General features: G+C 70.3%; 27 protein-coding genes and 2 riboswitches. Of the genes, 19 read left to right on the top strand and 8 right to left on the bottom strand.

The annotated features are described in order from the left end of the window. Positions 1 to 53: 53 nt before the first annotated feature. The 5 genes from ACZ7MG_RS39880 to gcvT form a co-directional block, all read right to left on the bottom strand. On the bottom strand, positions 54 to 269 hold the full coding sequence (locus ACZ7MG_RS39880; protein WP_471396640.1) for a hypothetical protein: 216 nt from the start codon (positions 267 to 269) through the stop codon (positions 54 to 56). After that, the gene (locus ACZ7MG_RS39875; protein WP_471396642.1) at positions 263 to 1,630 is read right to left on the bottom strand and encodes an L-serine ammonia-lyase; all 1,368 of its coding nucleotides are present in this window, start codon (positions 1,628 to 1,630) and stop codon (positions 263 to 265) included. Before ACZ7MG_RS39875 ends, ACZ7MG_RS39880 begins: the two co-directional genes overlap by 7 nt. A gap of 111 nt (positions 1,631 to 1,741) precedes the next feature. After that, a complete protein-coding gene (glyA, locus tag ACZ7MG_RS39870; RefSeq protein ID WP_471396644.1) occupies positions 1,742 to 3,007 on the bottom strand; it encodes a serine hydroxymethyltransferase in 1,266 nt (421 codons plus the stop codon). A 29-nt stretch (positions 3,008 to 3,036) separates the two neighbouring features. Next, positions 3,037 to 3,414: a glycine cleavage system protein GcvH gene (gene gcvH, locus ACZ7MG_RS39865; protein WP_471396647.1), complete on the bottom strand. Its 378-nt coding sequence runs from the start codon at positions 3,412 to 3,414 to the stop codon at positions 3,037 to 3,039. Positions 3,415 to 3,533: 119 nt separating this feature from the next. Continuing rightward, positions 3,534 to 4,664, bottom strand: a complete 1,131-nt coding sequence (gcvT, locus tag ACZ7MG_RS39860) for a glycine cleavage system aminomethyltransferase GcvT (RefSeq protein WP_471396650.1) — start codon at positions 4,662 to 4,664, stop codon at positions 3,534 to 3,536. Positions 4,665 to 4,702: 38 nt separating this feature from the next. Next, positions 4,703 to 4,809: riboswitch (glycine riboswitch) on the bottom strand. Beyond that, positions 4,810 to 4,908, bottom strand: a riboswitch (glycine riboswitch). Positions 4,909 to 5,104: 196 nt separating this feature from the next. On the opposite strand from gcvT, the gene ACZ7MG_RS39855 reads away from it, so the two are divergent. From ACZ7MG_RS39855 to ACZ7MG_RS39805, 11 genes are all read left to right on the top strand, one after another. Continuing rightward, positions 5,105 to 5,773 carry an AAA family ATPase gene (locus tag ACZ7MG_RS39855; protein WP_471396652.1) on the top strand — a complete coding sequence of 223 codons (669 nt, stop codon included), beginning with the start codon at positions 5,105 to 5,107 and terminating at the stop codon, positions 5,771 to 5,773. An 82-nt stretch (positions 5,774 to 5,855) separates the two neighbouring features. Continuing rightward, the gene (locus tag ACZ7MG_RS39850) at positions 5,856 to 6,632 is read left to right on the top strand and encodes an enhanced serine sensitivity protein SseB (RefSeq protein WP_471396655.1); all 777 of its coding nucleotides are present in this window, start codon (positions 5,856 to 5,858) and stop codon (positions 6,630 to 6,632) included. Positions 6,633 to 6,767: 135 nt separating this feature from the next. Then, a complete protein-coding gene (locus ACZ7MG_RS39845) occupies positions 6,768 to 7,517 on the top strand; it encodes an enhanced serine sensitivity protein SseB C-terminal domain-containing protein (protein WP_471396709.1) in 750 nt (249 codons plus the stop codon). Between the two features lie 316 nt (positions 7,518 to 7,833). Continuing rightward, a complete protein-coding gene (locus ACZ7MG_RS39840) occupies positions 7,834 to 8,832 on the top strand; it encodes an ABC transporter permease (RefSeq protein ID WP_471396657.1) in 999 nt (332 codons plus the stop codon). 57 nt (positions 8,833 to 8,889) lie between these two features. Further along, positions 8,890 to 10,647: an ABC transporter substrate-binding protein gene (locus tag ACZ7MG_RS39835; RefSeq protein ID WP_471396660.1), complete on the top strand. Its 1,758-nt coding sequence runs from the start codon at positions 8,890 to 8,892 to the stop codon at positions 10,645 to 10,647. Positions 10,648 to 10,716: 69 nt separating this feature from the next. Then, a complete protein-coding gene (locus ACZ7MG_RS39830; RefSeq protein ID WP_471396662.1) occupies positions 10,717 to 11,724 on the top strand; it encodes an ABC transporter permease in 1,008 nt (335 codons plus the stop codon). Then, positions 11,721 to 12,815 carry an ABC transporter ATP-binding protein gene (locus ACZ7MG_RS39825; protein ID WP_471396664.1) on the top strand — a complete coding sequence of 365 codons (1,095 nt, stop codon included), beginning with the start codon at positions 11,721 to 11,723 and terminating at the stop codon, positions 12,813 to 12,815. Before ACZ7MG_RS39830 ends, ACZ7MG_RS39825 begins: the two co-directional genes overlap by 4 nt. Beyond that, entirely contained in the window at positions 12,812 to 14,026 is a 1,215-nt protein-coding gene (locus ACZ7MG_RS39820; protein ID WP_471396667.1) for an ABC transporter ATP-binding protein, read from the top strand. Before ACZ7MG_RS39825 ends, ACZ7MG_RS39820 begins: the two co-directional genes overlap by 4 nt. Positions 14,027 to 14,088: 62 nt before the next feature. Further along, entirely contained in the window at positions 14,089 to 14,721 is a 633-nt protein-coding gene (locus ACZ7MG_RS39815; protein WP_471396670.1) for a trimeric intracellular cation channel family protein, read from the top strand. A gap of 42 nt (positions 14,722 to 14,763) precedes the next feature. Further along, a complete protein-coding gene (locus tag ACZ7MG_RS39810; protein ID WP_471396672.1) occupies positions 14,764 to 15,618 on the top strand; it encodes a thioesterase family protein in 855 nt (284 codons plus the stop codon). A gap of 332 nt (positions 15,619 to 15,950) precedes the next feature. Beyond that, positions 15,951 to 16,355 (top strand): hypothetical protein, encoded by a 405-nt coding sequence (locus ACZ7MG_RS39805; protein ID WP_471396675.1) that lies wholly within the window; start codon positions 15,951 to 15,953, stop codon positions 16,353 to 16,355. A 69-nt stretch (positions 16,356 to 16,424) separates the two neighbouring features. Here ACZ7MG_RS39805 and ACZ7MG_RS39800 read toward each other — a convergent pair whose 3' ends face one another. Then, on the bottom strand, positions 16,425 to 17,051 hold the full coding sequence (locus ACZ7MG_RS39800; RefSeq protein ID WP_471396677.1) for a TetR family transcriptional regulator: 627 nt from the start codon (positions 17,049 to 17,051) through the stop codon (positions 16,425 to 16,427). A gap of 158 nt (positions 17,052 to 17,209) precedes the next feature. Between ACZ7MG_RS39800 and ACZ7MG_RS39795 the strand changes: the two genes are divergently transcribed. The 3 genes from ACZ7MG_RS39795 to ACZ7MG_RS39785 all read left to right on the top strand — a co-directional run bounded on the left by ACZ7MG_RS39795 (position 17,210) and on the right by ACZ7MG_RS39785 (position 18,930). Beyond that, the gene (locus ACZ7MG_RS39795) at positions 17,210 to 17,374 is read left to right on the top strand and encodes a hypothetical protein (RefSeq protein WP_471396679.1); all 165 of its coding nucleotides are present in this window, start codon (positions 17,210 to 17,212) and stop codon (positions 17,372 to 17,374) included. A gap of 33 nt (positions 17,375 to 17,407) precedes the next feature. Beyond that, positions 17,408 to 17,692 carry a DUF4190 domain-containing protein gene (locus tag ACZ7MG_RS39790; RefSeq protein WP_471396681.1) on the top strand — a complete coding sequence of 95 codons (285 nt, stop codon included), beginning with the start codon at positions 17,408 to 17,410 and terminating at the stop codon, positions 17,690 to 17,692. A 74-nt stretch (positions 17,693 to 17,766) separates the two neighbouring features. Next, positions 17,767 to 18,930, top strand: coding sequence for a cysteine desulfurase family protein (locus ACZ7MG_RS39785; RefSeq protein ID WP_471396682.1), 1,164 nt, complete (start codon positions 17,767 to 17,769; stop codon positions 18,928 to 18,930). Positions 18,931 to 18,966: 36 nt separating this feature from the next. Here the strand turns inward: ACZ7MG_RS39785 and ACZ7MG_RS39780 are convergent, their stop codons facing one another. Both ACZ7MG_RS39780 and ACZ7MG_RS39775 read right to left on the bottom strand, forming a co-directional pair. Next, on the bottom strand, positions 18,967 to 20,472 hold the full coding sequence (locus ACZ7MG_RS39780; protein ID WP_471396685.1) for a multicopper oxidase family protein: 1,506 nt from the start codon (positions 20,470 to 20,472) through the stop codon (positions 18,967 to 18,969). A 348-nt stretch (positions 20,473 to 20,820) separates the two neighbouring features. Next, complete coding sequence (locus ACZ7MG_RS39775) at positions 20,821 to 21,549, bottom strand: N-acetylmuramoyl-L-alanine amidase (RefSeq protein ID WP_471396688.1); 729 nt, start codon at positions 21,547 to 21,549, stop codon at positions 20,821 to 20,823. A gap of 60 nt (positions 21,550 to 21,609) precedes the next feature. Between ACZ7MG_RS39775 and mnmA the strand changes: the two genes are divergently transcribed. From mnmA to ACZ7MG_RS39750, 5 genes are all read left to right on the top strand, one after another. Further along, positions 21,610 to 22,740 carry a tRNA 2-thiouridine(34) synthase MnmA gene (gene mnmA, locus ACZ7MG_RS39770; protein WP_471396691.1) on the top strand — a complete coding sequence of 377 codons (1,131 nt, stop codon included), beginning with the start codon at positions 21,610 to 21,612 and terminating at the stop codon, positions 22,738 to 22,740. 145 nt (positions 22,741 to 22,885) lie between these two features. Next, positions 22,886 to 23,731, top strand: coding sequence for a class I SAM-dependent methyltransferase (locus ACZ7MG_RS39765; RefSeq protein WP_471396694.1), 846 nt, complete (start codon positions 22,886 to 22,888; stop codon positions 23,729 to 23,731). 9 nt (positions 23,732 to 23,740) lie between these two features. Further along, positions 23,741 to 24,280: an LOG family protein gene (locus tag ACZ7MG_RS39760; protein ID WP_471396696.1), complete on the top strand. Its 540-nt coding sequence runs from the start codon at positions 23,741 to 23,743 to the stop codon at positions 24,278 to 24,280. 54 nt (positions 24,281 to 24,334) lie between these two features. Continuing rightward, complete coding sequence (locus tag ACZ7MG_RS39755) at positions 24,335 to 25,024, top strand: SDR family oxidoreductase (RefSeq protein WP_471396699.1); 690 nt, start codon at positions 24,335 to 24,337, stop codon at positions 25,022 to 25,024. 148 nt (positions 25,025 to 25,172) lie between these two features. Then, positions 25,173 to 26,189 carry a methionine synthase gene (locus ACZ7MG_RS39750; RefSeq protein ID WP_471396702.1) on the top strand — a complete coding sequence of 339 codons (1,017 nt, stop codon included), beginning with the start codon at positions 25,173 to 25,175 and terminating at the stop codon, positions 26,187 to 26,189. Positions 26,190 to 26,195: the final 6 nt, after the last annotated feature.

The raw sequence follows: 26,195 nt of genomic DNA, 5'->3' as shown, positions 1-26,195 counted from the left end.
CGCGGTCCGTCCGTTCGACGCCGCCCTGGGAACGCCGTGGCCTGAGGCCGTGCTCAGCACTCGATGATGTTCACCGCGAGCCGGCCCCGCGCCGTCTCCGTGGACGTGACGCACATGTGCCGACCGCTTTTGATCAAGGCGCTGACCTGGTGGTCGGCGCAGAAAGCGCGGCTCGTGCGGCGCCGGGGACTTTCCGCCGCTCGGGCAGCGATGGCCCTGGCGGCGCTGAAAGTGACGAACACGCTGGTCAGGCCCAGCCCGCTCAGCACTCGATGATGTTGACCGCCAGCCCGCCCCGCGCCGTCTCCTTGTACTTGACGCTCATGTCCGCGCCGGTGTCCTTCATCGTCTTGATGACCTTGTCGAGGGACACCTTGTGGGTGCCGTCGCCGCGCATCGCCATGCGGGCCGCCGTGACGGCCTTCACCGCCGCCATGCCGTTGCGTTCGATGCAGGGGATCTGGACGAGGCCGCCGACGGGGTCGCAGGTCAGGCCGAGGTTGTGCTCCATGCCGATCTCGGCGGCGTTCTCGACCTGCTCGGGGCTGCCGCCCAGCACCTCCGCCAGCGCGCCCGCCGCCATGGAACAGGCCGAGCCCACCTCGCCCTGGCAGCCGACCTCGGCGCCGGAGATGGAGGCGTTCTCCTTGAACAGCATGCCGATCGCGCCGGCGGCGAGGAGGAAGCGGACGACGCCTTCCTCGTCCGCGCCGGGCACGAAGTTGATGTAGTAGTGCAGGACGGCGGGGATGATCCCGGCCGCGCCGTTCGTGGGCGCCGTCACCACCCGGCCACCGGCCGCGTTCTCCTCGTTCACCGCCATCGCGTAGAGCGTGATCCACTCCATGGCACGGGCCAACGGGTCGCCCTCGGCCCGCAGTTGGCGGGCGGAGACGGCCGCGCGCCGGCGCACCCGCAGTCCACCCGGGAGGATGCCCTCGCGGGACATACCGCGCGAGACACAGGCCTGCATGACACCCCAGATGTCCAGCAGCCCGGAGCGGATCTCCTCCTCGGAACGCCAGGCCCGCTCGTTCTCCAGCATCAGCGCGGAGATCGACAGACCGGTCTCCCGCGTCAGCCGGAGCAGCTCGTCGCCGGTGCGGAACGGGTATTTGAGCGGGGTGTCGTCGAGTTTGATGCGGTCCGCGCCGACCGCGTCCTCGTCCACGACGAAGCCGCCGCCCACCGAGTAGTACGTCTTCGACAACAGCTCGGCGCCCGCCGCGTCGTGGGCCCAGACCGTCATCCCGTTGGCGTGGTAGGGCAGCGTCTTGCGGCGGTGCAGGATCAGATCCCGGTCGAAGTCGAAGGGGACCTCGTGGTCGTCGAGGAGACGGATACGGCCCGAGTTCCTGATCGTCTCCACGCGGTCGTCGGCCGACTCGACGTCCACCGTGCGCGGCGAGGCGCCCTCCAGGCCCAGGAGTACGGCCTTGGGGGTGCCGTGGCCGTGGCCGGTCGCGCCCAGCGAGCCGTACAGCTCGACGCGTACCGAGGCGACGCCCGCGAGCAGTTCCTCGTTGCGCAGCCGGCGGGCGAACATCCGGGCGGCCCGCATCGGACCGACCGTGTGGGAGCTGGACGGGCCGATACCGACCGAGAACAGGTCGAAGACGGAGATGGCCACGGTGACTCCTCAGAACGGGGGAGGGGTGGTGCAGGGGGTGGGGCACCGCGCTCGCCTCCCAGTGTGCGCGGTGCCCCGGAAAAGCGGGACCACGTGACGGTGAAGCCGGGGTTACTTCCCCAGCCCCGGGTACAGCGGGTGCTTGTCCGCGAGCGCCTTGACCCGGGCCTTCAGCGCCTCCACGTCGTACGCCGGCTTCAGCGCCTCGGCGATGACATCGGCGACCTCGGCGAAGTCCTCGGCGGTGAAGCCGCGGGTGGCCAGGGCGGGGGTGCCGATACGCAGCCCGGAGGTCACCATCGGCGGCCGCGGGTCGTTCGGGACGGCGTTGCGGTTGACCGTGATGCCGACCTCGTGGAGGCGGTCCTCGGCCTGCTGCCCGTCCAGCTCGGAGGCGCGCAGGTCGACCAGGATCAGATGCACGTCGGTACCGCCGGACAGCACGTCGACCCCGGCCTCGCGCGCGTCCGGAGCCGTCAGCCGCTCGGCGAGGATGCGGGCACCGTCGACCGTACGCCGCTGCCGCTCCTTGAACTCCTCGCTCGCCGCGACCTTGAAGGACACCGCCTTCGCCGCGATGACGTGCTCCAGCGGACCACCCTGGAAGCCGGGGAACACCGAGGAGTTGAGCTTCTTCGCGAACTCCTTCTTGGCGAGGATGATCCCGCCGCGGGGGCCGCCGAGCGTCTTGTGGGTCGTGGAGGTGACGACATCGGCGTACGGCACCGGGTTCGGGTGCAGCCCGGCCGCGACCAGACCGGCGAAGTGCGCCATGTCCACCCACAGACGGGCGCCGACCTCGTCGGCGATCCGCCGGAACTCCGCGAAGTCCAGCTGACGCGGGTACGCCGACCAGCCCGCGATGATCACCTTCGGCCGGTGCTCCTTGGCGAGCTTCTCCAGCTCGGCCATGTCCACCAGCCCGGTGGCGGTGTCGACGTGGTACGCGACCACGTCGAACTGCTTGCCGGAGAAGTTCAGCCGCATCCCGTGGGTCAGGTGCCCGCCGTGGGCGAGGTCCAGCCCGAGGATCGTGTCGCCGGGCTGGGCCAGCGCGAACAGCGCGGCCTGGTTGGCGGAGGCCCCCGAGTGCGGCTGGACGTTGGCGTACTCGGCGCCGAACAGATCCTTCACCCGGTCGATGGCGATCTGCTCGGTGACGTCGACGTGCTCGCAGCCGCCGTAGTAGCGGCGGCCCGGGTAGCCCTCGGCGTACTTGTTGGTGAGGACCGTGCCCTGGGCCTCCATCACCGCGACCGGAGCGAAGTTCTCCGAGGCGATCATCTCCAGGGTCGACTGCTGGCGGTTCAGCTCGGCGTCGACGGCGGCGGCGACCTCCGGATCCAGCTCGTGCAGGGGCGTGTTCAGAAGCGACATGCGTACGACCTCAGTACTCTCAAGTCTTCTCAGCCGGCGGTGTGGGCGACGTACTCGTCGGCGGAGAGCAGATCGTCCGGCTCCTCCGCGACACGTACCTTGAACAGCCAACCGCCCTCGAACGGGGCGGTGTTCACCAGCGACGGGTCGCTGACGACGTCCTCGTTGATCTCGGTGATCTCACCGGAGACCGGCGAGTACAGGTCGCTGACCGACTTCGTGGACTCCAGTTCGCCACAGGTCTCGCCCGCGGTCACCGTGGAGCCCACCTCGGGAAGCTGGGCGTAGACGACATCGCCGAGCGCGTTCGCCGCGAACTCCGTGATGCCGACCGTCGAGACGCCGTTCTCGGCGCCCGACAGCCACTCGTGCTCCTTGCTGTAGCGCAGCTGCTGGGGGTTGCTCATGGCCTGAATTCTCCTGTACGCGGGGGAGTGCTGATGAAGGGGGGACTGCTGAGACCGCTGATGAGCAGCGGAAAGGTGCGCGGGGTCACGCCCGGGGCGGACGACCTCGCGCCCAGTGTCTACTTCTGGCGCTTGTAGAACGGCAGCGCCACGACCTCGTACGGTTCGTGGCTGCCCCGGATGTCCACACCCACACCGGTGGTGCCCGGCGCGGCGTGCGTGGCGTCGACGTACGCCATGGCGATGGGCTTCCCCAGGGTCGGGGAGGGCGCCCCGGAGGTGACCTCTCCGACGACCTCGCCACCGGCGACGACCGGGTACCCGGCGCGCGGCACCCGGCGGCCCTCGGCGACGAGGCCGACGAGGACGCGCGGCGGGGCGGTCTCCGCCTTCTCGGCGGCCTCGGCCAGCGCCGTACGCCCGACGAAGTCGCCCTCCTTCTCGAACTTCACGACCCGCCCGAGCCCGGCGTCGAAGGGCGTCAGCGAGGTGGACAGCTCATGCCCGTACAGCGGCATCCCCGCCTCCAGGCGCAGCGTGTCCCGGCAGGACAGCCCGCAGGGCACCAGGCCGACGCCCTCGCCCGCCTTGGTCAGTGCCTGCCACAGCTCGACGGCGTGCTCCGGCTTCACGAACAGCTCGAAGCCGTCCTCGCCGGTGTACCCGGTGCGCGCGATCAGCGCCGGGACCCCGGCGACCGTGCCGGGCAGCCCCGCGTAGTACTTCAGGCCGTCGAGGTCGGCGTCGGTGAGGGACCTGAGGATCCCGGGTGACTCCGGGCCCTGGACGGCGAGCAGCGCGTACGCGTCGCGGTCGTCGCGCACCTCGGCGTCGAAGCCGGCGGAGCGCTCCACGAGCGCGTCCAGCACCACCTGGGCGTTGGAGGCGTTCGCGACGACCAGGTAGGTCGAGGAACCGGCCTCGGTGTCGTCCAGCCGGTAGAGGATCAGGTCGTCGAGGATGCCGCCGTCCTCGCGGCAGATCATGGTGTAGCGGGCCCGGCCGACGCCGACGCTCCCGATGTTCCCCACGAGGGCGTGGTCCAAGAGGGCCGCGGCCCCCGGTCCGGTCACCGTGATCTCGCCCATGTGGGAGAGGTCGAAGAGTCCGGCCCGCGTACGGACGGCGATGTGCTCGTCGCGCTCGGAGCCGTAGCGCAGGGGCATGTCCCAGCCGGCGAAGTCGGTCATCGTCGCGCCGAGCGAGCGATGCAGGGCGTCGAGCGCGGTCAGGCGGGGTTCACTGCTCATCGGACGGTTGTCTCCCAAGGCATGACGGGCGAGGTCGATCCTCCCCATCTGTCATCGGAACCTGAGAGGTTCGCCATGACCGCGGGGGACATGACTTGCACCTTGGGTGGGGCCACCGGAGGGGCGGCCCGCTTTTCAGATGTGCCTCGCCCGCGCGGTAACGGGGCCTGAGAGATTCAAGGGAGGGACTTGCTCCTTCGGCGCCCCAGCGAAGTGCTGCTGGGAACTCTCCCGCGCGGATTCAAGCGGCCGGTATGCAGTTGGCGCGGACATCATCGCACGCATCGACGTGGGGCGGCAGGGGGAGCTTTCAAGGCAGACACGGCGGTCCGTAGCACTCTTGTGGCAATACGAGGACTGAACCAGGAGGGATCGGGCATTACCTTCTCTTTACAGTCTGTGGGGATGGGACCTCCATACCCCTGGGGAGGACGGTCACGGTGAACAGGACCACGGCGTATGCGACGACGTCGGGCATCGCGATGCCCAAGCAGCCCGTCGCACCGGTCGGTGAGGCGTGCGGCCCGTTCCCGAGGGCGGTCGTCCGGGACCTCAGGGAGCGTGCCGGGCGCAGCCCGCACGGACTGTCCTTCGGCCCGGAGGACCTGGTGGTGGTCACCGGGCTCCCCGGCAGCGGCAAGTCGACCCTGATGCGACGGGCCGTGCCCGGCGTCCGGATCGACTCCCAGGACACCCGCGACCGCTTCGACGCGCGCTTCGCCCGCCACCTGCCGTACGCGGCCTACCGGCCCTTCGTGCGCCTCGCGCACTACGCGGGGCTGCGGCGCGCTCTCCGCTCGGGGGAGGGCGTCGTCGTCCACGACTGCGGGGCGCAGGCGTGGGTCCGCAGCTGGCTCGCGCGCGAGGCCCGCCGGCGCGGCGGCACCCTGCACCTGCTGCTGCTGGACGTCACGCCCGGGGAGGCGCGGGACGGACAGCGGGAGCGCGGGCGGGGGGTGTCACGGTACGCGTTCGCCCGGCACCGGGGTGCGATGACCCGGCTGCTGCGGGCCGTGGAGAAGGGGAGGCTGCCCCAGGGGTGCGGGGCCGCGGTGATCATCGACCGTGCCGCCGCGGACGTCCTGAAGCGGATCGACTTCGTGGGGTGAGCCCTGGAGGGGCGCGCTCCCGGGCCGGAAGCAATTAAGGTGCAGCTACAACAGCATCACGGAGCAAAGCGGTAGGCAGCAGATGGACTTCCCGGCGGACTTTCCGGCACAGGCGTATCCCCATGGGCACGGCGGGTGGCCCGGCAACGAGCTGGAGGAGGTGCTGTCCGCCTCGCTCGGGGTGCCCCAGGCCGGGGCCCGGATCGTGGAGGTGCTGGCCCGCAGCTTCGTCTGGGTGCCGCTGCCGGAGGGCGGCGGGCCGCGGAGCGGTCAGCTGGACCTGCCGACCATGGAGTTCGACGGGCAGGCGTACGTACCGGTCTTCAGCTCCGAGGAGCAGTTCCGCCAGGTCGTCGGCAACCACATGTCGTACACGATCGCCCCGGCCGTTGAGTTCGCGCGCGGGCTGCCCCCGCAGATCGGCCTCGCCCTCAACCCGGACGGTGTCGTGGGCATCCCGCTGCCGCCGCCTGCCGTGGCCGAACTGTGCCGGGCCGGGCGCACCCCGCTCGACGGCTCGGCGAACGGCGCCCGGGTCCGGCTCCACGAACCGGACTGGCAGGACGACCCCGTCGACTTCCTCGCCGCCGCGTCCGCCGAGTTCGCCGCCACCGGAGCCGTCCTCTCCGCCCGCCGCTGCCTCGCCACCATCGAGACCGCCGACCCCGTCATGTTCATCGGCGTCGACCTGGTCTCCTGGGAGGCCGACCGCGCCCTCCCCCTGGCCGCCCTCGGCCGAGCCCTCGCCAAGGCCCCCGTCCCCTGGCCCGTCAACATGGTCTTCCTGGACGTGGCCCAGGACCCGGTGGGCGACTGGCTCCGCGAAAAGGTCCGCCCCTTCTACCAACAGGGCTACTGACCAGCGCGCCTGTCCGGTGTCCGTAACCCCCGAGCCCCGACTGGCTCAACCTGTCCACCACCTAAGCTGTTCCCAAAACCAAGGTCCAACACCGAAGGGCGGCCAAACGTGAGCGGCAGCGGCCACGTCGAGCACATGCTGCGCCAGGTGACCCCCGGGCGTTACGACGCCTACGAGGCGCTGCTGCGTGCCCTCGCCACCCCCGCCTCCGGCCAGATCTGGATGCTGCTCTGGCACGGCCAGGCCGGCTCCCCGGACGCCCAGTACGGGAACATGGAGGTCGACGGCTTCAACTACGCCCCCTGCGTCACCTCCGCCCAGGAACTCTCCGCCAGTGGCTGGAACCGCAGTTACGAGGTGGTCGACGGCCTCGACGTGGCCCGCACCCTCTACCCCGACCACTACGGCCTCTGGCTCAACCCGCACGCGCCGGGCGGCGGCGTCGGCATCCCCTGGCTCGATCTGCGCCGGATCGCCACCGGCCTGGAGCGGCAGCCCGCGGGCCCGCTGCGGCTCTCCGACCCGGGCATCGAGATCCCGCAGTTCTACGCCCTGCTCACGCAGAACGCCCACCGCACCCCCGCCGTGCGCTCGCTGCGCCGCGCCTGGGTGCAGCCCGCGCTCGGCGCGCCGTATCTGGCCATCGGCCTCGACGTGTACGACACCTCACCGCCCGCCGTGGACTCGGTGCGCGCGATGATGCAGCAGTCCATCGGCGCGGTCCCGGACGGCCTGCCCGTCTCCACGGTCGCCATGTCCGACGAGTACGACCCGGTCGCCATGTGGCTGCGGGCCGGCGCCCGCCCCTTCTACGACCGCGAGGCCCACGCCGCCCCCGCCCAGGCCCCGGCGGCGGGCGGGTACGGCTACCCCGGCGGCTACTGAGCCGCACGGGGGCGGTTTCCACCGCTCAACAGAGCGTCACGTCCGCATAGCGGAACCCTGCTGGCCACATCACGGTTGCGCATACTTTCGTCGCCAAGTCTGGTGCCTGATCGCGCGACCGTTGAAGACTCCCCCAGAGCGATGGGGGGATCCGGCGAACACGCTGTTCATGCGGTGAAGTTCGGTGCCGTACCTCCTCTCGTACCCATCAGTAGTCACAGAGCAAGAGAGCAGCAGTGGTGACGGACCGCACCGCAGACCCGGGCGGCCGCACGGCACAGTCGGCAACCACCGGCACGGGCAAGCACGAGGGACGATGACCGCACCCATTGAGACGACCGGATCGCAGGCCGAGGCACAGCCCGAAGCCGTGCTGCAGGGCGTCGAGGCGAAGAAGATCGAGGGCCGTTCGCTCGGCCAGATCGCCTGGACCCGCTTCAAGCGCGACAAGGTGGCGGTGGCCGGCGGAGTCGTCGTCGTCCTGCTGATCCTGATCGCGGCGCTCTCCAGGCCGCTGCAGGCGATGCTGGGGCTCGACCCCAACGCCTTCAACCAGGACCTGATCGACCCCAACACCTCCCTGCCCAAGGGCGACTTCGGCGGGATGAGCTGGGACCATCCGCTCGGTGTCGAGCCGAAGTTCGGCCGCGACATCCTCGCCCGCATCCTGGAGGGCTCCTGGGTCTCCCTGGTGGTGGCCTTCGGTGCGACGCTCCTGTCCAACGCCATCGGTGTGGTGCTCGGCCTGGTCGCCGGCTACTACGGCGGCCGGGTGGACACGGTCGTCAGCCGGCTGATGGACACCTTCCTGGCGTTCCCGCTGCTGCTGTTCGCGATCGCCATCTCCGCGACGCTGCAGGGCGGTGCCTTCGGTCTCGAAGGGCTGCCGCTGCACATCACGGTGCTGATCTTCGTGATCGGTTTCTTCAACTGGCCGTACATGGGACGCATCGTGCGCGGTCAGACCCTGGCCCTGCGCGAGCGCGAGTTCATCGACGCCTCGCGGGGCATGGGGGCCGGCGGCCCGTACGTCCTGTTCAAGGAACTGCTGCCCAACCTCGTCGCGCCGATCATCGTCTACTCGACGCTGCTCATCCCGACGAACATCATCTTCGAGGCGTCGCTGAGCTTCCTCGGCGTCGGTATCCAGCCGCCGCAGGCCTCCTGGGGCGGCATGCTCAACCAGGCGGTCGACTTCTTCGAGGTCGACCCGCAGTACATGATCGTTCCCGGCCTCGCGATCTTCATCACGGTGCTGGCCTTCAACCTTCTCGGTGACGGCCTCCGGGACGCCCTCGACCCCCGCAGCCGCTGACGTCTGCGGTCTGTCGTCCCACACAACTGTCCAACTACGAAGGGGAAACCGACCATCATGCGAAGGTCAGCAATGGCCGCGGTCGCGGTTGCGAGCGCCGCCGGACTGCTTCTGTCCGCGTGCAGCAAGGCGGATGACGGCACGGACGACGCCCCCAAGGGCGCCGGCGCCAACGCCGCGACCAAGGGTGTCGTCAACGAGTCCGACCACAAGGGCGGCACGGTCACCTACGCCAGCACCGACACCCCCGAGTCCCTCGACCCGGGCAACATGTACTACGCGTACGGCTTCAACTTCAGCCGCCTCTACGCGCGTCCGCTCATGACGTTCAAGCCCGGCCCCGGCGAGAAGGGCAACGAGCTCGTCCCCGACCTGGCCGAGAGCGCGGGCACGCCCAGCGACGGCGGCAAGACCTGGACGTACAAGATCCGTCAGGGCGTCAAGTACGAGGACGGCACCGCGGTCACCTCCAAGGACGTCAAGTACGCCGTGGAGCGCTCGAACTTCGCGCGTGACGTGCTGTCCCTCGGTCCGAACTACTTCCAGCAGATGCTGGACGACCCGGACAAGTACAAGGGCCCCTACGAGGACAAGAGCGACAAGGGCATCGCCTCCATCGAGACGCCGGACGACCACACGATCGTCTTCAAGCTGAACAAGGCGTTCTCCGAGTTCGACTACCTGGCGAGCATGCCGCAGACGGCTCCGGTGCCGAAGGCCAAGGACACCGGCGTCGACTACACCAAGAAGGTCGTCTCCTCCGGCTCGTACAAGTTCGAGAAGTACGAGGAGGGCAAGCAGATCGTCCTGGTGCGCAACGACCAGTGGGACGCCAAGACGGACCCGCTGCGCAAGCAGTACCCGGACAAGATCGTGGTGAACCTGAAGGTCAACAAGGCCACCATCGACAAGGACGTCATGGCCGGCGACACCATGATCGACATCCAGGGCACCGGTGTCGACGCCCAGACCCAGGCCCAGGTCCTCAAGGACAAGGACCAGCTGGCCAACACCGACAACGCGCTCGGCGGGCGTCTGGTCTACACGGCGATCAACACCAAGGTCGCGCCGTTCGACAACATCGAGTGCCGCAAGGCCGTCGAGTACGCGATCGACAAGGTCGCCGTGCAGACCGCGATGGGCGGCCCGATCCGCGGTGACGTCGCCTCCACCGTCCTGCCCACCGATGTCTCGGGCTACGCGAAGGACGACCTGTACGCCACCCCGGACAACAAGGGTGACGTCACCAAGGCCAAGGAGCACCTGAAGGCCTGTGGCAAGGAGGGCGGCTTCAAGACCTCCATCTCCGCGCGCACCGACCGGCAGGGCGAGGTCGACGCGGCCACCGCGGTCGTCGAGGCGCTGAAGAAGGTCGGTATCGAGGCCGACATCAAGCAGTACCCCTCGGGCAAGTACTTCTCCGACTACGCGGGTGTGCCCTCGTTCAACAAGAAGAACAACATCGGTCTGATCATGATGCAGTGGGGCTCCGACTGGCCCACCGGCTACGGCTTCCTGCAGCAGATCGTGCACGGCAAGGCCATCGGTCAGTCCGGTAACACCAACCTGTCCGAGCTGGACGACCCGGCGATCAACAAGCTGCTGGACGACGCGATCGGCAACACCGACGAGGCCGCCCGCACCGCCGCGTACACCGAGGTCGACAAGAAGGTCATGGAGCAGGCCGCCATCGTGCCGCTGACCTACTTCAAGGTCCTGCTGTACCGCTCGCCGTACGCCACCAACCTGGTGTCGTCCTCGGCCTTCAGCGGTCAGTACGACTACCTCAACGTCGGCACCACGGAAAAGAAGTAGCCCCGGAAGGCAGGTGAAGGCATTGGCGCCCGCGGGTGAACACACCCGCGGGCGCCGGCGCCGGTCCTCGTGATCTCGTACATCCTCCGCCGGACGATCGCGGCGGTGATCCTGCTGCTCGTCGTCACCGCGGTCACCTTCGGCATCTTCTTCATCCTGCCGAAGCTCGCCGGGCAGTCCGTCGACCAGCTGGCACAGCAGTACATCGGCAAGAACCCCACGCCCGAGGACATCGCGGCGGTCAAGCGGAACCTCGGCCTGGACCAGCCGGTCTACGAGCAGTACTGGAACTTCCTCAAGGGGATCGTCTCCGGTGCCACGTACGACCTCGGTCCCACCACGGTCCGCTGCGACGCGCCCTGCTTCGGCTACTCCTTCAAGGACCACCTGGAGGTCTGGCCGCAGCTCACCAGCCGGCTCCCCGTGACGATCTCGCTCGCGGCCGGTGCCGCCGTGCTGTGGCTGCTGGGCGGCATCATCGCCGGTGTCATCTCGGCCCTGAAGCCCGGCTCGGTCTTCGACCGGGCCGCCATGGGCGTGGCCCTCGCGGGCGTCTCCCTGCCCATGTTCTTCACCGGTCAGCTGGCCCTGCTGCTGTTCAGCTACCAGCTGGAGATCTTCGGCAGGACGTACGTCCCCTTCACCGAGAACCCCTCGCAGTGGGCCAACACCCTCTTCCTGCCCTGGTGCTCGCTGGCGCTCCTCTACTCGGCCATCTACGCCCGGCTCACCCGCTCGGGCATGCTGGAGACGATGAACGAGGACTACATCCGCACCGCGCGGGCCAAGGGCCTGCGGGAGCGCAACGTGGTCGTGAAGCACGGTCTGCGGGCCGCGCTGACCCCGCTGGTGACCGTCTTCGGCATGGACGTCGGTCTGCTCCTCGGCGGTGCCCTCATCACCGAGACCGTGTTCTCCCTGCACGGCATCGGCGAGTACGCGGTCCAGTCGATCAGCGCCAACGACCTGCCCCCGATCCTCGGGGTGACCCTGCTCGCGGCGTTCTTCGTCGTCTTCATGAACCTTGTGGTGGACCTGCTGTACGCCACGATCGACCCGCGGGTGAGGCTCTCGTGACCGAACTGTCCAAGACCGGGGCCGCCGTCGGCGAGCCCGCACGCGCCGGGGACGCCCCCGAGGCGTTCCTCGAAGTGCGCGACCTCAGGGTGCACTTCCCCACCGACGACGGTGTGGTCAAGTCCGTCGACGGTCTCTCCTTCCAGCTGGAGAAGGGCAAGACCCTCGGCATCGTGGGCGAGTCCGGCTCCGGCAAGTCGGTGACCTCGCTGGCGATCATGGGCCTGCACCGGCTCGGCGCGCGCGGCAAGAACGTGAAGATGTCCGGCGAGATCTGGCTGGACGGCAAGGAACTCGTCGGGGCGAGCCCCGACGAGGTGCGCCGGCTGCGCGGCCGCGACATGGCGATGATCTTCCAGGACCCGCTGTCCGCGATGCACCCGTACTACAAGGTCGGCAGCCAGATCGTGGAGGCGTACCGCGTCCACCACGACGTGAGCAAGAAGGTGGCTCGCACGCGCGCCATCGAACTGCTCGACCGCGTCGGCATTCCCGAGCCCCACAAGCGCGTCGACGGCTACCCGCACGAGTTCTCCGGCGGTATGCGCCAGCGCGCGATGATCGCCATGGCCCTGGTCAACAACCCCGAACTGCTGATCGCCGACGAGCCGACCACCGCGCTCGACGTGACCGTGCAGGCGCAGATCCTCGACCTGATCCGGGACCTGCAGAAGGAGTTCGGCTCCGCGGTCATCATCATCACGCACGACCTCGGCGTGGTCGCCGAGATCGCCGACGACATCCTCGTGATGTACGGCGGGCGCTGTGTGGAGCGCGGCCCGGTCGACGACATCTTCTACCAGCCGGCCCACCCCTACACCTGGGGTCTGCTCGGTTCGATGCCGCGCATCGACCGCGCCCAGACCGACCGGCTCATCCCGGTCAAGGGCCAGCCGCCGAGCCTCATCAACGTCCCCTCGGGCTGCGCCTTCAACCCGCGCTGCCCCTACGCGGACGTCCCCAAGGACAATGTCACCCGCACCGAGCGCCCCGAGCTGCGTGAGGTCGGCGGCCGGCACTTCACCGCCTGCCACCTCTCGCAGGAGGACCGCACGCGGATCTGGACCGAAGAGATTGCGCCGAAGCTGTGAGTGAGACTGAGACCGGGGCCAAGACCGGGAGCGGGGCCGCCGTGCCGGCCCAGCGCGCCGACACCGACGAGAAACCGCTGCTCAGGGTCGAGGGCCTGGTCAAGCACTTCCCCATCAAGAAGGGCCTGCTCCAGCGGCAGGCCGGGGCGGTCAAGGCCGTCGACGGCATCGACTTCGAGGTGCGCCGTGGCGAGACCCTCGGTGTCGTCGGCGAGTCCGGCTGCGGCAAGTCGACCATGGGCCGGCTCATCACCCGCCTCCTTGAGCCGTCCGGCGGCAAGGTCGAGTTCGACGGCACGGACATCACGCACCTCAAGACCGCGGGTATGCGTCCGCTGCGCCGTGACATTCAGATGATTTTCCAGGACCCGTACGGTTCGCTGAACCCCCGGCACACCATCGGCACCATCGTCTCGGCGCCGTTCAAGCTGCAGGGCGTCGAGCCCGAGGGCGGGGTGAAGAAGGAGGTCCAGCGGCTCCTGGAACTGGTGGGCCTGAGCCCCGAGCACTACAACCGCTACCCGCACGAGTTCTCCGGCGGCCAGCGCCAGCGCATCGGCATCGCCCGCGCGCTCGCCCTGAAGCCCCGGATGGTCGTCGCGGACGAGCCGGTCTCCGCGCTGGACGTGTCCATCCAGGCCCAGGTCGTCAACCTGATGGACGACCTCCAGGACGAGCTCGGCCTGACGTACGTGATCATCGCGCACGACCTCTCCGTGGTCCGCCATGTCTCCGACCGCATCGCGGTGATGTACCTCGGCAAGATCGTGGAGCTGGCCGACCGGGACTCCCTGTACGCGGCGCCGATGCACCCGTACACCAAGGCGCTGCTCTCGGCCGTGCCGATCCCGGACCCCAAGCGCCGGGGCGCCAAGAGCGAGCGCATCCTGCTCAAGGGCGATGTGCCCTCGCCGATCGCGCCGCCGAGCGGCTGCCGCTTCCACACCCGGTGCTGGAAGGCGACGCAGGTCTGCACGACCACCGAGCCGCCCCTCGCCGAGCTGAAGCCGGGCCAGCGGGTCGCCTGCCACCACCCGGAGAACTTCGAGGACCAGCAGCCCCAGGACGTCGTCCTGCTGACGTCCGCGAAGGCCGCGGGCGAAGGGGTGGCGAAGGTGGCGCCGGAGAAGGCGCCTGAGGCGGCGCCGGAGAAGGCGCCTGAAGCGGCGCCGGAGAAGGCGCAGGACGTCGAGGGACCCGGCAAAGACTGACCCTGTCGCGTGTGCGCCTTGCATTGCAAGGCGCACACGCATTTCTGGGGGAGAATGTGCGGGTGTCCCAGTACCCGCTCGACCTGATAGGCATCTTCGTCTTCGCCATCTCCGGCGCCCTGCTGGCCGTCCGCAAGAACTTCGACGTCTTCGGCATCGCCGTCCTCGCCGAGGTCACCGCGCTCGGCGGCGGGCTCTTCCGGGACCTGGTGATCGGCGCCGTCCCCCCGGCCGCCTTCACCGACCTCGGCTACTTCCTCACCCCGCTGCTCGCCGCCCTCCTCGTCTTCTTCCTCCACCCGCACGTGGAGCGCATCCAGACCGGCGTGAACGTCTTCGACGCGGCCGGCCTCGGCCTCTTCTGTGTCGCCGGCACGACGAAGGCGTACGACTACGGCCTCGGCCTGACCGCCTCCGCCGCCCTCGGCCTCGCCACGGCGGTCGGCGGCGGTGTGCTGCGGGACGTCCTCGCCAACGAGGTGCCCTCACTGCTGCGCTGGGACCGCGACCTGTACGCCGTGCCCGCGATGGTCGGCGCCGGGATGATCGTCCTCTGCATCCAGCTCGACGCCCTGACCCCGCTCACCTCCGCCTTCGCCGCGCTCACCGCCTTCGTGCTGCGGCTGCTCGCGATGCGCTACCACTGGCGGGCGCCACGGGCCTGGAACCGGCGCTCGTCGGCGGCGGAGCAATAGATAAAGCTACCGCTTAGTAATAACCTGTTGTACGGTTCAGCCATGCCCGAAGCAGCTTCCGTACAGGCCACCGTCGGCGACAGCGAGTTCGACCGGGACACCGCGGTCACCCGGAGGGCGCCCGGCGTCTACGACATCGACCTCTCCGCCGGCTGGACGATCATCGGCGCCGTCAACGGCGGCTACCTCCTGGCGGTCCTCGGCCGTGCCCTCGCCGACGCGCTCCCGCACGACGACCCGTTCACGATCTCCGCCTACTATCTGACCGCGTCCCAGCCCGGCCCCGCCGTCGTCCGCACGGACGTCGTCCGCACCGGCCGGACCCTGTCGACCGGCCAGGCCTCCCTCTTCCAGTACGACGACGAGGGCCGCGAGATCGAGCGGATCCGTGTCCTCGCCTCCTACGGCGACCTGGACACCCTCCCCGACGACGTCCGGACGACGGCGAAGCCGCCCGCGATCCCGCCGATCGAGCAGTGCTTCGGCCCGCAGGACGCCCCCGGCCCGGTCCCCGGCGGCTCCGCGATCGCCGACCGGCTGTTCCTGAAGCTCGACCCCGCCACCCTCGGCTGGGCGCTCGGCGCGCCCTCCGGCAAGGGCGAGATGCGCTCCTGGTTCGGGCTCGCCGACGGCCGCGACGCCGACCCGTTCTCGTTGCTCCTCGCGGTGGACGCGCTGCCGCCGACCGCCTTCGAGATGGGCCTCAAGGGCTGGGTCCCGACGGTCGAGCTGACCGTGCACATCCGGTGCCGCCCGGCGCCGGGACCGCTCCGGGTCGCCATCACCACCCGCAACCTCGCCGGCGGCTTCCTGGAGGAGGACGCCGAGGTCTGGGACAGCGCGGACCGACTGGTCGCCCAGTCCCGCCAACTGGCCCGCGCCCGGCTGTCGGGCTGAGGCGTCAGGCTGTCGGGGCGAGCGGTCCGCGGCCCAGCCGGGCCGCCCTCCGACCGTAGGAGTCGGCCCCTTCGGGGCCACCCCGGTCGTCGGCGTCCGTGCGGACAAGCCGGACGGGGACCGGTCGCCGAGGCGCGCTCTGTCACGAGCCTGTATCAGGGCCGAGTTGCGGGGGAGCGGTGAAAGTCCAGGTGGGGCGGGGTGGGTTGGTGATCGCTTTGCTGTTCGCACAGGGTTGGCACAGTGCGCGCCCAAGAGAGCCCCAAGCTGCGTTGGTTCGATGCGGCCACGAACTCCCTCATCGTTCTTCATCGTTCCTGGAGTTGTTTCTCATGCAGCGTGCACGTCTCGTCCCCGCCGTCGCCCTGCTGGCGGCCGCACCCCTCTTCCTGGTGGCGTGCGGCTCCGGCGACTCGTCCTCCTCCACCTCGAACAACGGCAACTCGGGCCAGCAGACCTGTCAGGCCCCCTCGGGCGCGCCGTCCGGCGCCCCCTCCGGCCAGCCCTCCGCCAACGGCCAGGCCCCCTCGGGCGCTCCATCCGGCGCGCCGTCGGGCCAGCCGTCCGGTGCGCCGAGCGGTGCCCCGGGCGGCGGCGGCCAGAACGGCGGCCCCGGCGGCGGTGGCGGCTGCGGCGGCCCCGGTGGCGGCGGCCAGCCGGGCCAGGGCGGCCAGGCCCCGAGCGGGGCACCGAGCCAGGAGGCCTCGGCGTCGGCGTCGGCGTCCAAGGACAGCTGACGGCCCATACGCCAGAGGGAGGGCGCACCCGGTCACCGGGTGCGCCCTCCCTCTCGTGTGTGCGCCGGTTCAATCCAGCCAGTGCCGACAGCCGATGCTGATCAGCCGCATACGGCGGCTCGCCAGCCGGGTGACCCTCAGACGCTCCTCCGCCGGCTCGTCCCGGGCCTCCAGAAACAGAGAGGCGGTCACCAGCATCTGATCGACGTACAGACCGGCGAGCATCAGCCGGTCGTCGTCGGTCCACCCCTCGGTCTCCGGCCGCCGCGCCAGCTCACCGCACACCTCCTCGGCGAACCGCACCAGTTGCCCCTGGATCGCGTCCCGCACCTGCTGGACCCCGCTGTGCCGTTCGCGCGCGATGAACCGGACGTGTGCGGGGTACGCGTCCACATGGCGGGCGATCAGATCGACGGCGCGCTCGATGAGTTCGTCGCTGTCGCCCACCGCCGCCATCAGATCCCCGAGCACGGGGTGCAGACTGCCGAGCACCTCCTCGACCAGCGCGACCCCGAGGTCCGCGGTCGACCGGAAGTGCCGGTAGAACGCGGTGGGGGCGACGCCCACGGCCCGGGTGACCTCACGAAGTCCCAGGCTGCTGAGGCTCTGCTCCTCCAGCAGACCGAGGGCGGCGTCCATGAGCGCCTGGCGGGTCTTCTGCTTCTGGACCTGCCGGATGCCGAGAGTGTGACTCATGCCATGCAGTTAACAACTGTTCTCCGTAATTGCAAAGCCGGGAGGCGCGCTAGACTTGGCAGTCAGTGAACAGTTGTAACCACAACCGTTCACCCAGCTGTAACGAACAAGACGAACGACGAATCGAAACGACGAACCGAACGAGAGGCGAACCCGACATGCTGTTCCTCGTCGCCGCACTTCTGCTGCTGGGGGTCGTCCTGGGCACCGTCGCCCATGTGCCGCTGGCCGTCTCGTCCGCCCTCGCGGCCGGTATCGCCCTCTGGCTCGCGGTCTTCGCGTATCGCGAGCGCCACGCCCGCCGCACCCGCACCAGCGACTGACCGTCCCCTCCATCCGTTGGGAGCAGACCGATCATGCAGCTCACCGCCGCCCGTCAGCAGACCGCAACCACCACCACGCGCACCCGGGGCCGCGACGCCGACGGCATGGCCGTCGCCTCCTTCATCCTGGGCCTCCTGGGCCTCCTCGTCCTCAACCTCTTCCTCGGCCCCATCGCCATCGTCCTGGCGGCGGTGGCCCTGAAGCGCGGCACCACCCGCCGCGGCCGCGCCTTCCTGGGCCTCGGCCTGGGCGTCGCCGACCTCGTGGTCCTGGCCACCCTGATGCAGACGACGGACACGGTGTCCTGGAGCTTCTGAGCGCCGGGTGTCTTACGGCCAACTCCAGGAGCGCCCGAGGCCGCTCGAAAGCGGCCCCGTAGAATCGGCTCACCATGGCTTACCTCGACCACGCGGCGACCACCCCGATGCTCCCCGAGGCGGCAGAGGCCCTGACCGCCCAGCTGAGCGTCACCGGCAACGCCTCCTCGCTGCACGCCTCCGGCCGCCGAGCGCGGCGCACCGTCGAGGAGGCCCGTGAAACCCTCGCCGAAGCCCTCGGGGCCCGCCCCAGCGAGGTGGTCCTCACCTCCGGCGGCACCGAGGCCGACAACCTCGCCGTGAAGGGCCTGTACTGGTCCCGCCGCGACGCCGACCCGGCCCGCACCCGTGTCCTCGCCAGCCCCGTCGAGCACCACGCGGTCCTCGACGCCGTCCACTGGCTCGGCGAACACGAGGGCGCCACCGTCGAATACCTCCCGGTCGACCGGTACGGCAGGGTCCACCCGGACGCCCTGCGCGAGGCCATCGCCCGCAACCCCGACGACGTCGCCCTGGCCACCGTGATGTGGGCCAACAACGAGATCGGCACGATCCTCCCGGTCCGCGAACTCGCCGACGTGGCAAGGGAGTTCGGCGTCCCGCTGCACGCCGACGCGGTCCAGGCCTTCGGTCAGGTTCCGGTCGACTTCGGCGCCTCCGGCCTCGCCGCGATGACCGTCTCCGGCCACAAGATCGGCGGACCGTACGGCATCGGCGCGCTGCTGCTGGGCCGCGAGTACAGCCCCGTCCCCGTGCTGCACGGCGGCGGCCAGGAGCGCCATGTCCGCTCCGGCACCCTCGACGTCCCGGCCGTCGCCTCCTTCGCGGTCGCCGGCCGGCTCGCCGCCGAGCAGCAGGGCTGGTTCGCGCGGGAGATCGGATCCCTGCGTGACTCCCTGGTCGACGCGATCCGTGCGGCGGTGCCGGACGCGATCCTCGGCGGGGACCCGGTGGACCGCCTTCCGGCCAACGCGCACTTCACCTTCCCCGGCTGCGAGGGCGATTCCCTGCTCCTCCTCCTCGACGCCCAGGGCATCGAGTGCTCCACGGGCTCCGCCTGCACCGCCGGTGTCGCCCAGCCCAGCCATGTCCTGCTCGCCACCGGCACCGATCCGGACCTGGCCCGCGGCACCCTCCGCTTCTCCCTCGGCCACACCTCCACGGAGGCGGACGTCGAAGCGGTCGCCAAGGCGATCGGCCCGGTGGTGGAGCGCGCCCGCACCGCGGGCCTCACCTGAGAAGCCGTCTGCCGTCGTCCTGGGGCCCGCCGGACGCTAGCTCTCCATCACCATCAGGCCGGCCATCATGCCCTCGTCCTCGTGCTGGAGGAGATGGCAGTGGAGCATGTACATGTAGGTGTCGTCCGCGAAGTCGGTGAACTCCATGGCGATCTTGATGGAGCCGCCGCCGACCACCTCGTAGGTGTCGAACCAGCCGAGATCGACGCCGGTCGGTTCCTCGCCGTTGATCTCGATCAGCTGGAACGGCACGTCGTGCAGATGGAACGAGTGCTCCAGCATCGTGTTGTTGGTGATCGTCCAGATCTCCTTCGAACCGAGCGTCGTCATGATCGTCGCCATGGAATCCATGGTGGTGCCGACCGCCCCGTTGATCGCCATCTCCAGCCCGTCCTGGTCGAGCGTGATCTCCCGTGCGGTGAAGCCCGACGTGTCGTACCGCTCGATCGTGTTGAGCGAGGACGGCAGGTCGTCGGGGGTGTCCGAGGCGTCCGGGGTGACGGTCAGGAAGTCGAACGTACCGCTGCCGCCCCGGACCCACCCGGTCGTGATGACCGCCTGGAGCGTGACCGCGTCGCCTAGGTCCATGACGAACTCGGCGCGCCCGCCCGCCACCAGCCGGATGGTCGACACCTCGGTGGCCTCGGTGAGATAGCCCTGCTCGGTGGCGATCTGGGTGAGCGTGCCGCCGTCGCTCCGCTGGACGGTGATGATGTCGGACGGCGAGGCGTTCAGGACGCGGAACCTGGTGCGGGTCCTGGTCGCGGTGAAGGTGAGCGTCGTGTCGTCGACGTTCGTGCCGTTGCAGAGCACCGGGAAGCTGAGGGCGTTGCGCAGATAGCCGTTCAGGTCGTACTTGATGTCGCCCGCGGCGTCGGTGGCCAGGCACTGCAGCACGATCGGGATGTCGTCGACGCCGTACTCGCTCGGCAGCGCGGCGGACGCGTCGGTCTCGTCCTCCACGATGATCAGACCGGCCAGTCCGTGCACGACCTGCTCGGCCGTGGTCCCGAGCGCGTGCGGGTGGTACCAGAGCGTTTTGGCCTCGTCGAGGATCTCGAAGGTGGGGGACCAGGTCTCCCCGGCGGCGAAGGCGTTCTGCGGGCCGCCGTCCATGTCGGGCGGGATGTGCGCCCCGTGGAAGTGGACGCTGGTGTCGGCGTCGAGGTCGTTGGTGATGTTCAGCAGGACCGTGGAGCCGGTGGCCCACTTCATGGTGGGGCCGAGGTAGGACCCGTTGTAGCCGGCGGTGTCGCTGGTGACACCGCTGAGCACCTCGTGGGTGCCGGTCTGGGCGGTGAGCGTGAACGTGGTGGTGCCGTCGGAGGTGGTGCCCTCCAGGAGGTCCGGGATGTTCAGCGTGGCGGTGTTGGTCGCGGCGCCCGCCTTGTTGCCCTTCGCGTCGGTCAGCAGCGAGAAGGTGGTCCCGGCCGCCGCGACCGCCGCCAGCCCGGCCCCCGCCATCCCGCCGAGGAACTTGCGGCGGTGCAGTCCCTTGCCCTTGCCCCGGTGGCCGGCCTTGCGCTCCATGTTGTTCGTCATGGGCCGGGATGTTTGACCTGAGGGCTGTGTGATGACTGGGCCGACATTAGGAGGGGGCCGAGCGGGCTGTGAGACCGCCGTGAGCGACGGGCCGTCATCAACTCCCTTGCGGAGAGGGTGAGTTGGGTCCGCCGCAGGTCGAGTCCGTGACGCGGGACGTATCGGACGGCCGTCGCGCGTGCCGTGCTCGCGGGAACGTGATGATGTGATGCGTGTCACATTCTGCGGGGGCTGTGGCGTCGCTGTCCCGGCCCCCTCGCACCCCTGTGCCCCGACTGTCCGAGGCCCGGCGGAGCGGCCGTGGCGGGGGTGGTGCCCGGGCTGCGGCCGTCGGGGGTCAGGCGGGCGTCAGGCGGGCGTCGACGTCTGCGAGGCCGCCGCCGCGCGCACCAGCTTCATGTAGCGGTCCCAGTCCCAGCCCTCGCCGGGGTCCGTGTGGTCCGTGCCCGGGACCTCGACATGGCCGAGGATGTGCTCACGGTCGAGCGGGATGTCGTAGCGCGCGCAGATCCGGGCCGTCAGCCGCGCCGAGGCCTCGTACATCTCGGCCGTGAAGTCCTCGGGCTTCTCGACGAAGCCCTCGTGCTCGATGCCGACACTGCGCTCGTTGTAGTCGCGGTTGCCCGCGTGGTACGCCACGTCCAACTCGCGGATCATCTGCGTGACATGGCCGTCCTCGCGGACGATGTAGTGCGCCGCCGCGCCGTGCTGCGGGTCCTGGAAGACCTTCACCGCGCTGTCGAAGCTGCCCTGGGTGACATGGATGATCACCATGTCTATGCCGAAGTCGTCCGGCCGGTCCGCCAGCCGCCAGTTCGCGTCCGAGGCCGCGACCCACTTCGCGCCCGTGTAGTCGACCTCGCCCTCCTTGCGCGGCTTCGTCACCCCGGGCACCCGCCACCACGCGCGCGTCAGCTCGTCCCGGGCCACCACGGCCGTACCGACGGCGGCCACCGCCGTACCGATCAGCAGCGCGCGGCGGCCCACGCGCCGGCCCGCGTCCTTGCCGCCGGAGGCGCTCGCACCGGCGCCCCCGGAACCGCCCGACCCGTTCTTCGAAGCCCGTCTCGTTCCCACGAGATCGTCAACGGATACTCGCGGGCTCCGGTTCCCGGCGCCCCTTACCCTTGAAGGGTTATGACTGAGATCTCGCAGCGCCCCCGCCCCCTCCGTGTCCTCGCCGCCATGTCCGGCGGGGTCGACTCCGCCGTGGCCGCCGCCCGCGCGGCGGAAGCCGGGCACGACGTGACAGGCGTCCATCTGGCGCTGTCCGCGAACCCGCAGTCGTTCCGGACCGGCGCGCGCGGCTGCTGCACGATCGAGGACTCCCGGGACGCCCGCCGCGCCGCGGACGTCATCGGCATCCCCTTCTACGTGTGGGACCTCGCCGAGCGCTTCCGCGAGGACGTCGTCGAGGACTTCGTCGCCGAGTACGAGGCCGGGCGCACCCCGAACCCGTGCCTGCGCTGCAACGAGAAGATCAAGTTCGCGGCCCTCCTCGACAAGGCCCTCGCCCTGGGCTTCGACGCGGTCTGCACGGGCCACTACGCCCAGGTGATCGTGAACCCGGACGGCACGCGTGAGCTGCACCGCGCCTCCGACATGGCCAAGGACCAGTCGTACGTCCTGGGCGTCCTGGACGACCGGCAGCTCGCGCACGCCCTGTTCCCCCTGGGCGACACGGTGACGACGAAGGACGAGATCCGCGCCGAGGCCGAGCGCCGGGGGCTGGCCGTCGCCAAGAAGCCCGACTCCCACGACATCTGCTTCATCGCCGACGGCGACACCCAGGGCTTCCTCGCCCACCGCCTGGGCCGCGCCGAGGGCGACATCCTCGACGAGTCCGGCAATGTCCTGGGCACCCACGAGGGCGCGTACGGCTACACCATCGGCCAGCGCAAGGGCCTGCGCATCGGCACCCCGGCCCCCGACGGCAAGCCGCGCTACGTCCTCGACATCTCCCCGGTCGACAACACGGTGACGGTCGGCCCCGCCGCCTCCCTCGACGTCGACGCCCTCACCGCGATCCGCCCCCGCTGGTGCGGCGCCGCCCCCACCGGCCCCGGCACCTACACCGCCCAGCTCCGCGCCCACGGCGGCGAGACCGAGGTCCGCGCGGAACTGGTCGACGACACCCTCCAGGTCACCTTCACCGAGCCCGTCCGGGGCGTGGCCCCCGGCCAGGCGATCGTGCTCTACGACGACACGCGCGTGGTGGGCTCGGCGACGATCGCGTCGACCACGCGCGCGCGTGCGGCTGCCGTATAGATCCACGGGTCGGACCCACGGCCACGATCGCCCTCCCCGGGTAGCCGTCCGCGTCCGCGCGGCGCAGGCTGCTTGGTGAGCTTCGAAGCTCTTCCCAGGCGGCCCTGCCGGGCCGCAGGGGACGTGGGGGACGGAGGAGGTCGTCATGACAGCCACAGATCCGGCCGGGCGGTCCGGGAGCGACCTGGGCAGGAACCGGCGGAGTCTCGGTCATCGGATGCGGTACGCGCTGCGGCATCCGAAGCGGGTGCCCGCGCACGCCCACCGGGTGGCCCGGGACACCTGGCTGCGGCTGCGGCACCGGGACCACATCGCGTACTACCGGGCCGTGATGGCCGCCGACACGGCACGCAGCCCGGAGGCCGCCGTCGGGCACAACCCGTCGGTGGAGAAGTGGGAACGCCTCGGGCGGATGCAGTTCGACTACCTGCTGCGGCACGGTCTGCAGCCACGGCACCGGATGCTGGAGATCGGCTGCGGGAACCTGCGGGCCGGACGGCTGTTCATCGACCATCTCGACGCCGGGAACTACTACGGCATAGACATCTCGCCGGCCATCCTCATGGAAGCCCAGCGCACCCTCGCGCGCGAGGGCCTGCAGTCCAAGCTCCCGCATCTGGCGCTCGTCGCCGACCTGACGTTCTCCTTCCTGCCCGCCGGGCACTTCGACGTCGTCCACGCGCACAGCGTGTTCTCCCACTCGCCGCCGCACGTCATCGAGCAGTGCCTCGCGCACGTCGGCCGTGTCCTCGCCCCCGGCGGCTTCTTCGACTTCACCTTCGGCCGCACCGAGGGCCACGAACACCAGGTGCTCCACGAGGACTTCTACTACCGGACCGAGACCCTGGTCTCCCTGGCCCGCGAACACGGCCTGTCCGCCCGCCTCATGGACGACTGGGAGGACCTGCCGCACCGCCAGTCCAAGATCCGTGTGACCGTGGCGGAGGAAGCCGGTGGCGGGCAGGGGCCCGATGTCGGTGGGGCCCCTTAGCGTGGACGCATGAACATCTGCGTCTTCCTCTCCGCCGCCGACCTCGACGACCGTTACACGCGCCCCGCGAAGGAGTTCGCCGAGCTGATCGGCAAGGGCGGTCACACCCTGGTGTGGGGCGGTTCGGACGTCGGGCTGATGAAGGTGGTCGCCGACGGTGTGCAGGAGGCGGGCGGCAGACTCCTGGGCGTCTCGGTCGAGTTCCTGTCGGCCAAGGCGCGGCCCGGCACCGACGAGATGGTGGTCGCCCGGGACCTCGCCGAGCGTAAGCGGCTGCTCCTGGAGAAGGCCGACGCGGTCGTCATCATGGTCGGCGGGACCGGCACGCTCGACGAGGCGACCGAGATCCTGGAGCTGAAGAAGCACGGCCACACCGAGATGCCCGTCGTGCTGCTGAACACCGCCGGTTTCTACGACGGTCTGAAGGAACAGTTCCGCCGCATGGAGGACGAGGGATTCCTGCCCCGCCCCCTCACCGACCTGGTCTTCTTCGCGGAGGAGCCGGTGGGGGCGCTGGCGTACCTGGAGGAGAGCCGGGGCGTGGTCTAGGTCGTGGCGGCCGGGGCGTTCTTGGCGGTGTGGGGGTGATGCGAGCATGACCGTATGGCTACTCATGTGATCACCGGGGCGGGTTCCGGCATCGGCGCGGCCGTCGCCCGACGGCTGCACGAGCGCGGGGACGACCTCGTGCTGCACGCGCGCGACGCGGGGCGGGCGAAGGAGCTGGCGGCGGAGTTCCCGGGGGCGCGGACGCTGGTCGGCGATCTGGCGGACCCGGACAAGCTCTCCTGGGCCTTCTCCCACCAGACGCTGCCCGACCGGGTGGACTCGCTGCTGCACATCGCGGGCGTCGTCGACCTCGGTTCGGTGGGCGAGCTGACGCCGAAGGCCTGGCGGCACCAGCTCAACGTCAACCTCGTCGCACCCGCCGAGCTGACCCGGCACTTCCTGCCCCAACTACGGGCCGCGCGCGGGCACGTGGTGTTCGTCAACTCCGGGGCCGGGCTCAACGCGCACGCGGACTGGTCGGCCTACGCGGCGTCCAAGCACGGGCTGAAGGCGTTGGCGGACTCCCTGCGCTGGGAGGAGCACGGGAACGGAGTGCGGGTCACCACGGTGTACCCCGGGCGGACCGCGAGCCCCATGCAGGCGAAGGTCCACCAGCAGGAGGGCAAGGAGTACGACCCCTCCCGGTGGATCGCGCCCGATTCGGTCGCCACGACCATCCTCATGGCCCTGGACCTTCCCCGGGACGCGGAGGTCAACGACCTGACGGTCCGCCCGGGGGCCTGACCCGAGGGGCGCGTAGGCGGTGCGGGTGCGGGTGCGTGGGGGCTGGTCGCGCAGCCCCCGCTATTCAGGGGCGCGGGGAACTGCGCGAGAAGCCCCACCGGACCCGCACCCGACCACGCACCCCAACGGAAAACGTAGGCTTCGGCACGTGAAAGAAGACTTCGGCTTCGGCCCCGCCACCGGCATCGGCTCCATGCCCGGCGGCGACGCCAGAGAGGCCGCGAAAACCGTCACCGGCACCCTTGAATGGCCGGAGACGGGCATGGCCCACCTCCCCGAGCTGCCCGCACGAGGCCCCGGCGCCGACATGATCGGCAGAACCGCGGGCATGCTGGTCGAGCTGTACGCGCGCGTGGAGCCCAGCGGCTGGCGCATCGGCGACCGCCCCGGACGCGACACCAAGCGGGCCAGGTCGTGGCTGGGCGAGGACCTGGACGCACTGGAGGAGTTCACCCAGGGCTACGAGGGCCCGCTGAAGGTGCAGGCCGTAGGACCGTGGACGCTGGCGGCCGCGCTGGAGTTGAGGAACGGCGAGGTGGCCCTCTCCGACCCCGGCGCCTGCCGCGACCTCGCCGGCTCCCTCGCCGAGGGCCTGCGCCAGCACCTCGCCGAGGTCCGCCGCCGAGCCCCGCGGGCCCGACTCGTCCTCCAGCTCGACGAACCCTCCCTCATCGCCGTCCTGCGCGGCCAGGTGAAGAGCGCCAGCGGCTACCGCACCCACCGTGCCGTCGACCGTCAACTCGTCGAGGCCACCCTCCGCGACGTCATCGGCGTCCACACCGAGCAAGGGGCGGTCGTCGTGCACTCGTGCGCCCCCGACGTACCCTTCGCGCTCCTGCGTCGAGCCGGTGCCACCGGGATCTCCTTCGACTTCACCTTGCTCACTGAGCGTGACGATGACACGATCGGGGAAGCAGTGGAGGGGGGCACCAAGCTGCTGGCCGGTGTCGTGCCGACCACGGAGGGGGCGCTGTCAGACCCTGCCGGTAGCGTCATGGGGGTCAGGACGCTGTGGCGCAGGCTGGGGCTGCATCCGGGGCTTCTCGCGGACGCGGTCACGGTCACTCCGACGTGCGGGCTCGCGGGGGTCTCCCCGACGTACGCGCGCCGGGCGCTCGCCCACTGCGTCAAAGCGGCGAGATCCCTCGCGGACAACCCAGAGTAACGGGAG

It is taken from the genome of Streptomyces sp. NPDC107538, assembly GCF_055657445.1.
This window is presented reverse-complemented; position numbering and strand designations above follow the sequence as displayed.

Bases quoted from the DNA above. Each gene is read 5' to 3' on its own strand.
- ACZ7MG_RS39760 (WP_471396696.1), top strand. From the start codon at position 23,741: ATGAACATCTGCGTCTTCCTCTCCGCCGCCGACCTCGACGACCGTTAC.
- ACZ7MG_RS39805 (WP_471396675.1), top strand. From the start codon at position 15,951: ATGCAGCGTGCACGTCTCGTCCCCGCCGTCGCCCTGCTGGCGGCCGCA.
- glyA (WP_471396644.1), bottom strand. From the start codon at position 3,007: ATGTCGCTTCTGAACACGCCCCTGCACGAGCTGGATCCGGAGGTCGCC.
- ACZ7MG_RS39780 (WP_471396685.1), bottom strand. From the start codon at position 20,472: ATGACGAACAACATGGAGCGCAAGGCCGGCCACCGGGGCAAGGGCAAG.
- ACZ7MG_RS39765 (WP_471396694.1), top strand. From the start codon at position 22,886: ATGACAGCCACAGATCCGGCCGGGCGGTCCGGGAGCGACCTGGGCAGG.
- ACZ7MG_RS39785 (WP_471396682.1), top strand. From the start codon at position 17,767: ATGGCTTACCTCGACCACGCGGCGACCACCCCGATGCTCCCCGAGGCG.
- ACZ7MG_RS39850 (WP_471396655.1), top strand. From the start codon at position 5,856: ATGGACTTCCCGGCGGACTTTCCGGCACAGGCGTATCCCCATGGGCAC.
- ACZ7MG_RS39835 (WP_471396660.1), top strand. From the start codon at position 8,890: ATGCGAAGGTCAGCAATGGCCGCGGTCGCGGTTGCGAGCGCCGCCGGA.
- gcvH (WP_471396647.1), bottom strand. From the start codon at position 3,414: ATGAGCAACCCCCAGCAGCTGCGCTACAGCAAGGAGCACGAGTGGCTG.
- ACZ7MG_RS39800 (WP_471396677.1), bottom strand. From the start codon at position 17,051: ATGAGTCACACTCTCGGCATCCGGCAGGTCCAGAAGCAGAAGACCCGC.
- ACZ7MG_RS39795 (WP_471396679.1), top strand. From the start codon at position 17,210: ATGCTGTTCCTCGTCGCCGCACTTCTGCTGCTGGGGGTCGTCCTGGGC.
- ACZ7MG_RS39810 (WP_471396672.1), top strand. From the start codon at position 14,764: ATGCCCGAAGCAGCTTCCGTACAGGCCACCGTCGGCGACAGCGAGTTC.
- ACZ7MG_RS39755 (WP_471396699.1), top strand. From the start codon at position 24,335: ATGGCTACTCATGTGATCACCGGGGCGGGTTCCGGCATCGGCGCGGCC.
- ACZ7MG_RS39840 (WP_471396657.1), top strand. From the start codon at position 7,834: ATGACCGCACCCATTGAGACGACCGGATCGCAGGCCGAGGCACAGCCC.
- gcvT (WP_471396650.1), bottom strand. From the start codon at position 4,664: ATGAGCAGTGAACCCCGCCTGACCGCGCTCGACGCCCTGCATCGCTCG.
- ACZ7MG_RS39845 (WP_471396709.1), top strand. From the start codon at position 6,768: ATGCTGCGCCAGGTGACCCCCGGGCGTTACGACGCCTACGAGGCGCTG.
- ACZ7MG_RS39790 (WP_471396681.1), top strand. From the start codon at position 17,408: ATGCAGCTCACCGCCGCCCGTCAGCAGACCGCAACCACCACCACGCGC.
- mnmA (WP_471396691.1), top strand. From the start codon at position 21,610: ATGACTGAGATCTCGCAGCGCCCCCGCCCCCTCCGTGTCCTCGCCGCC.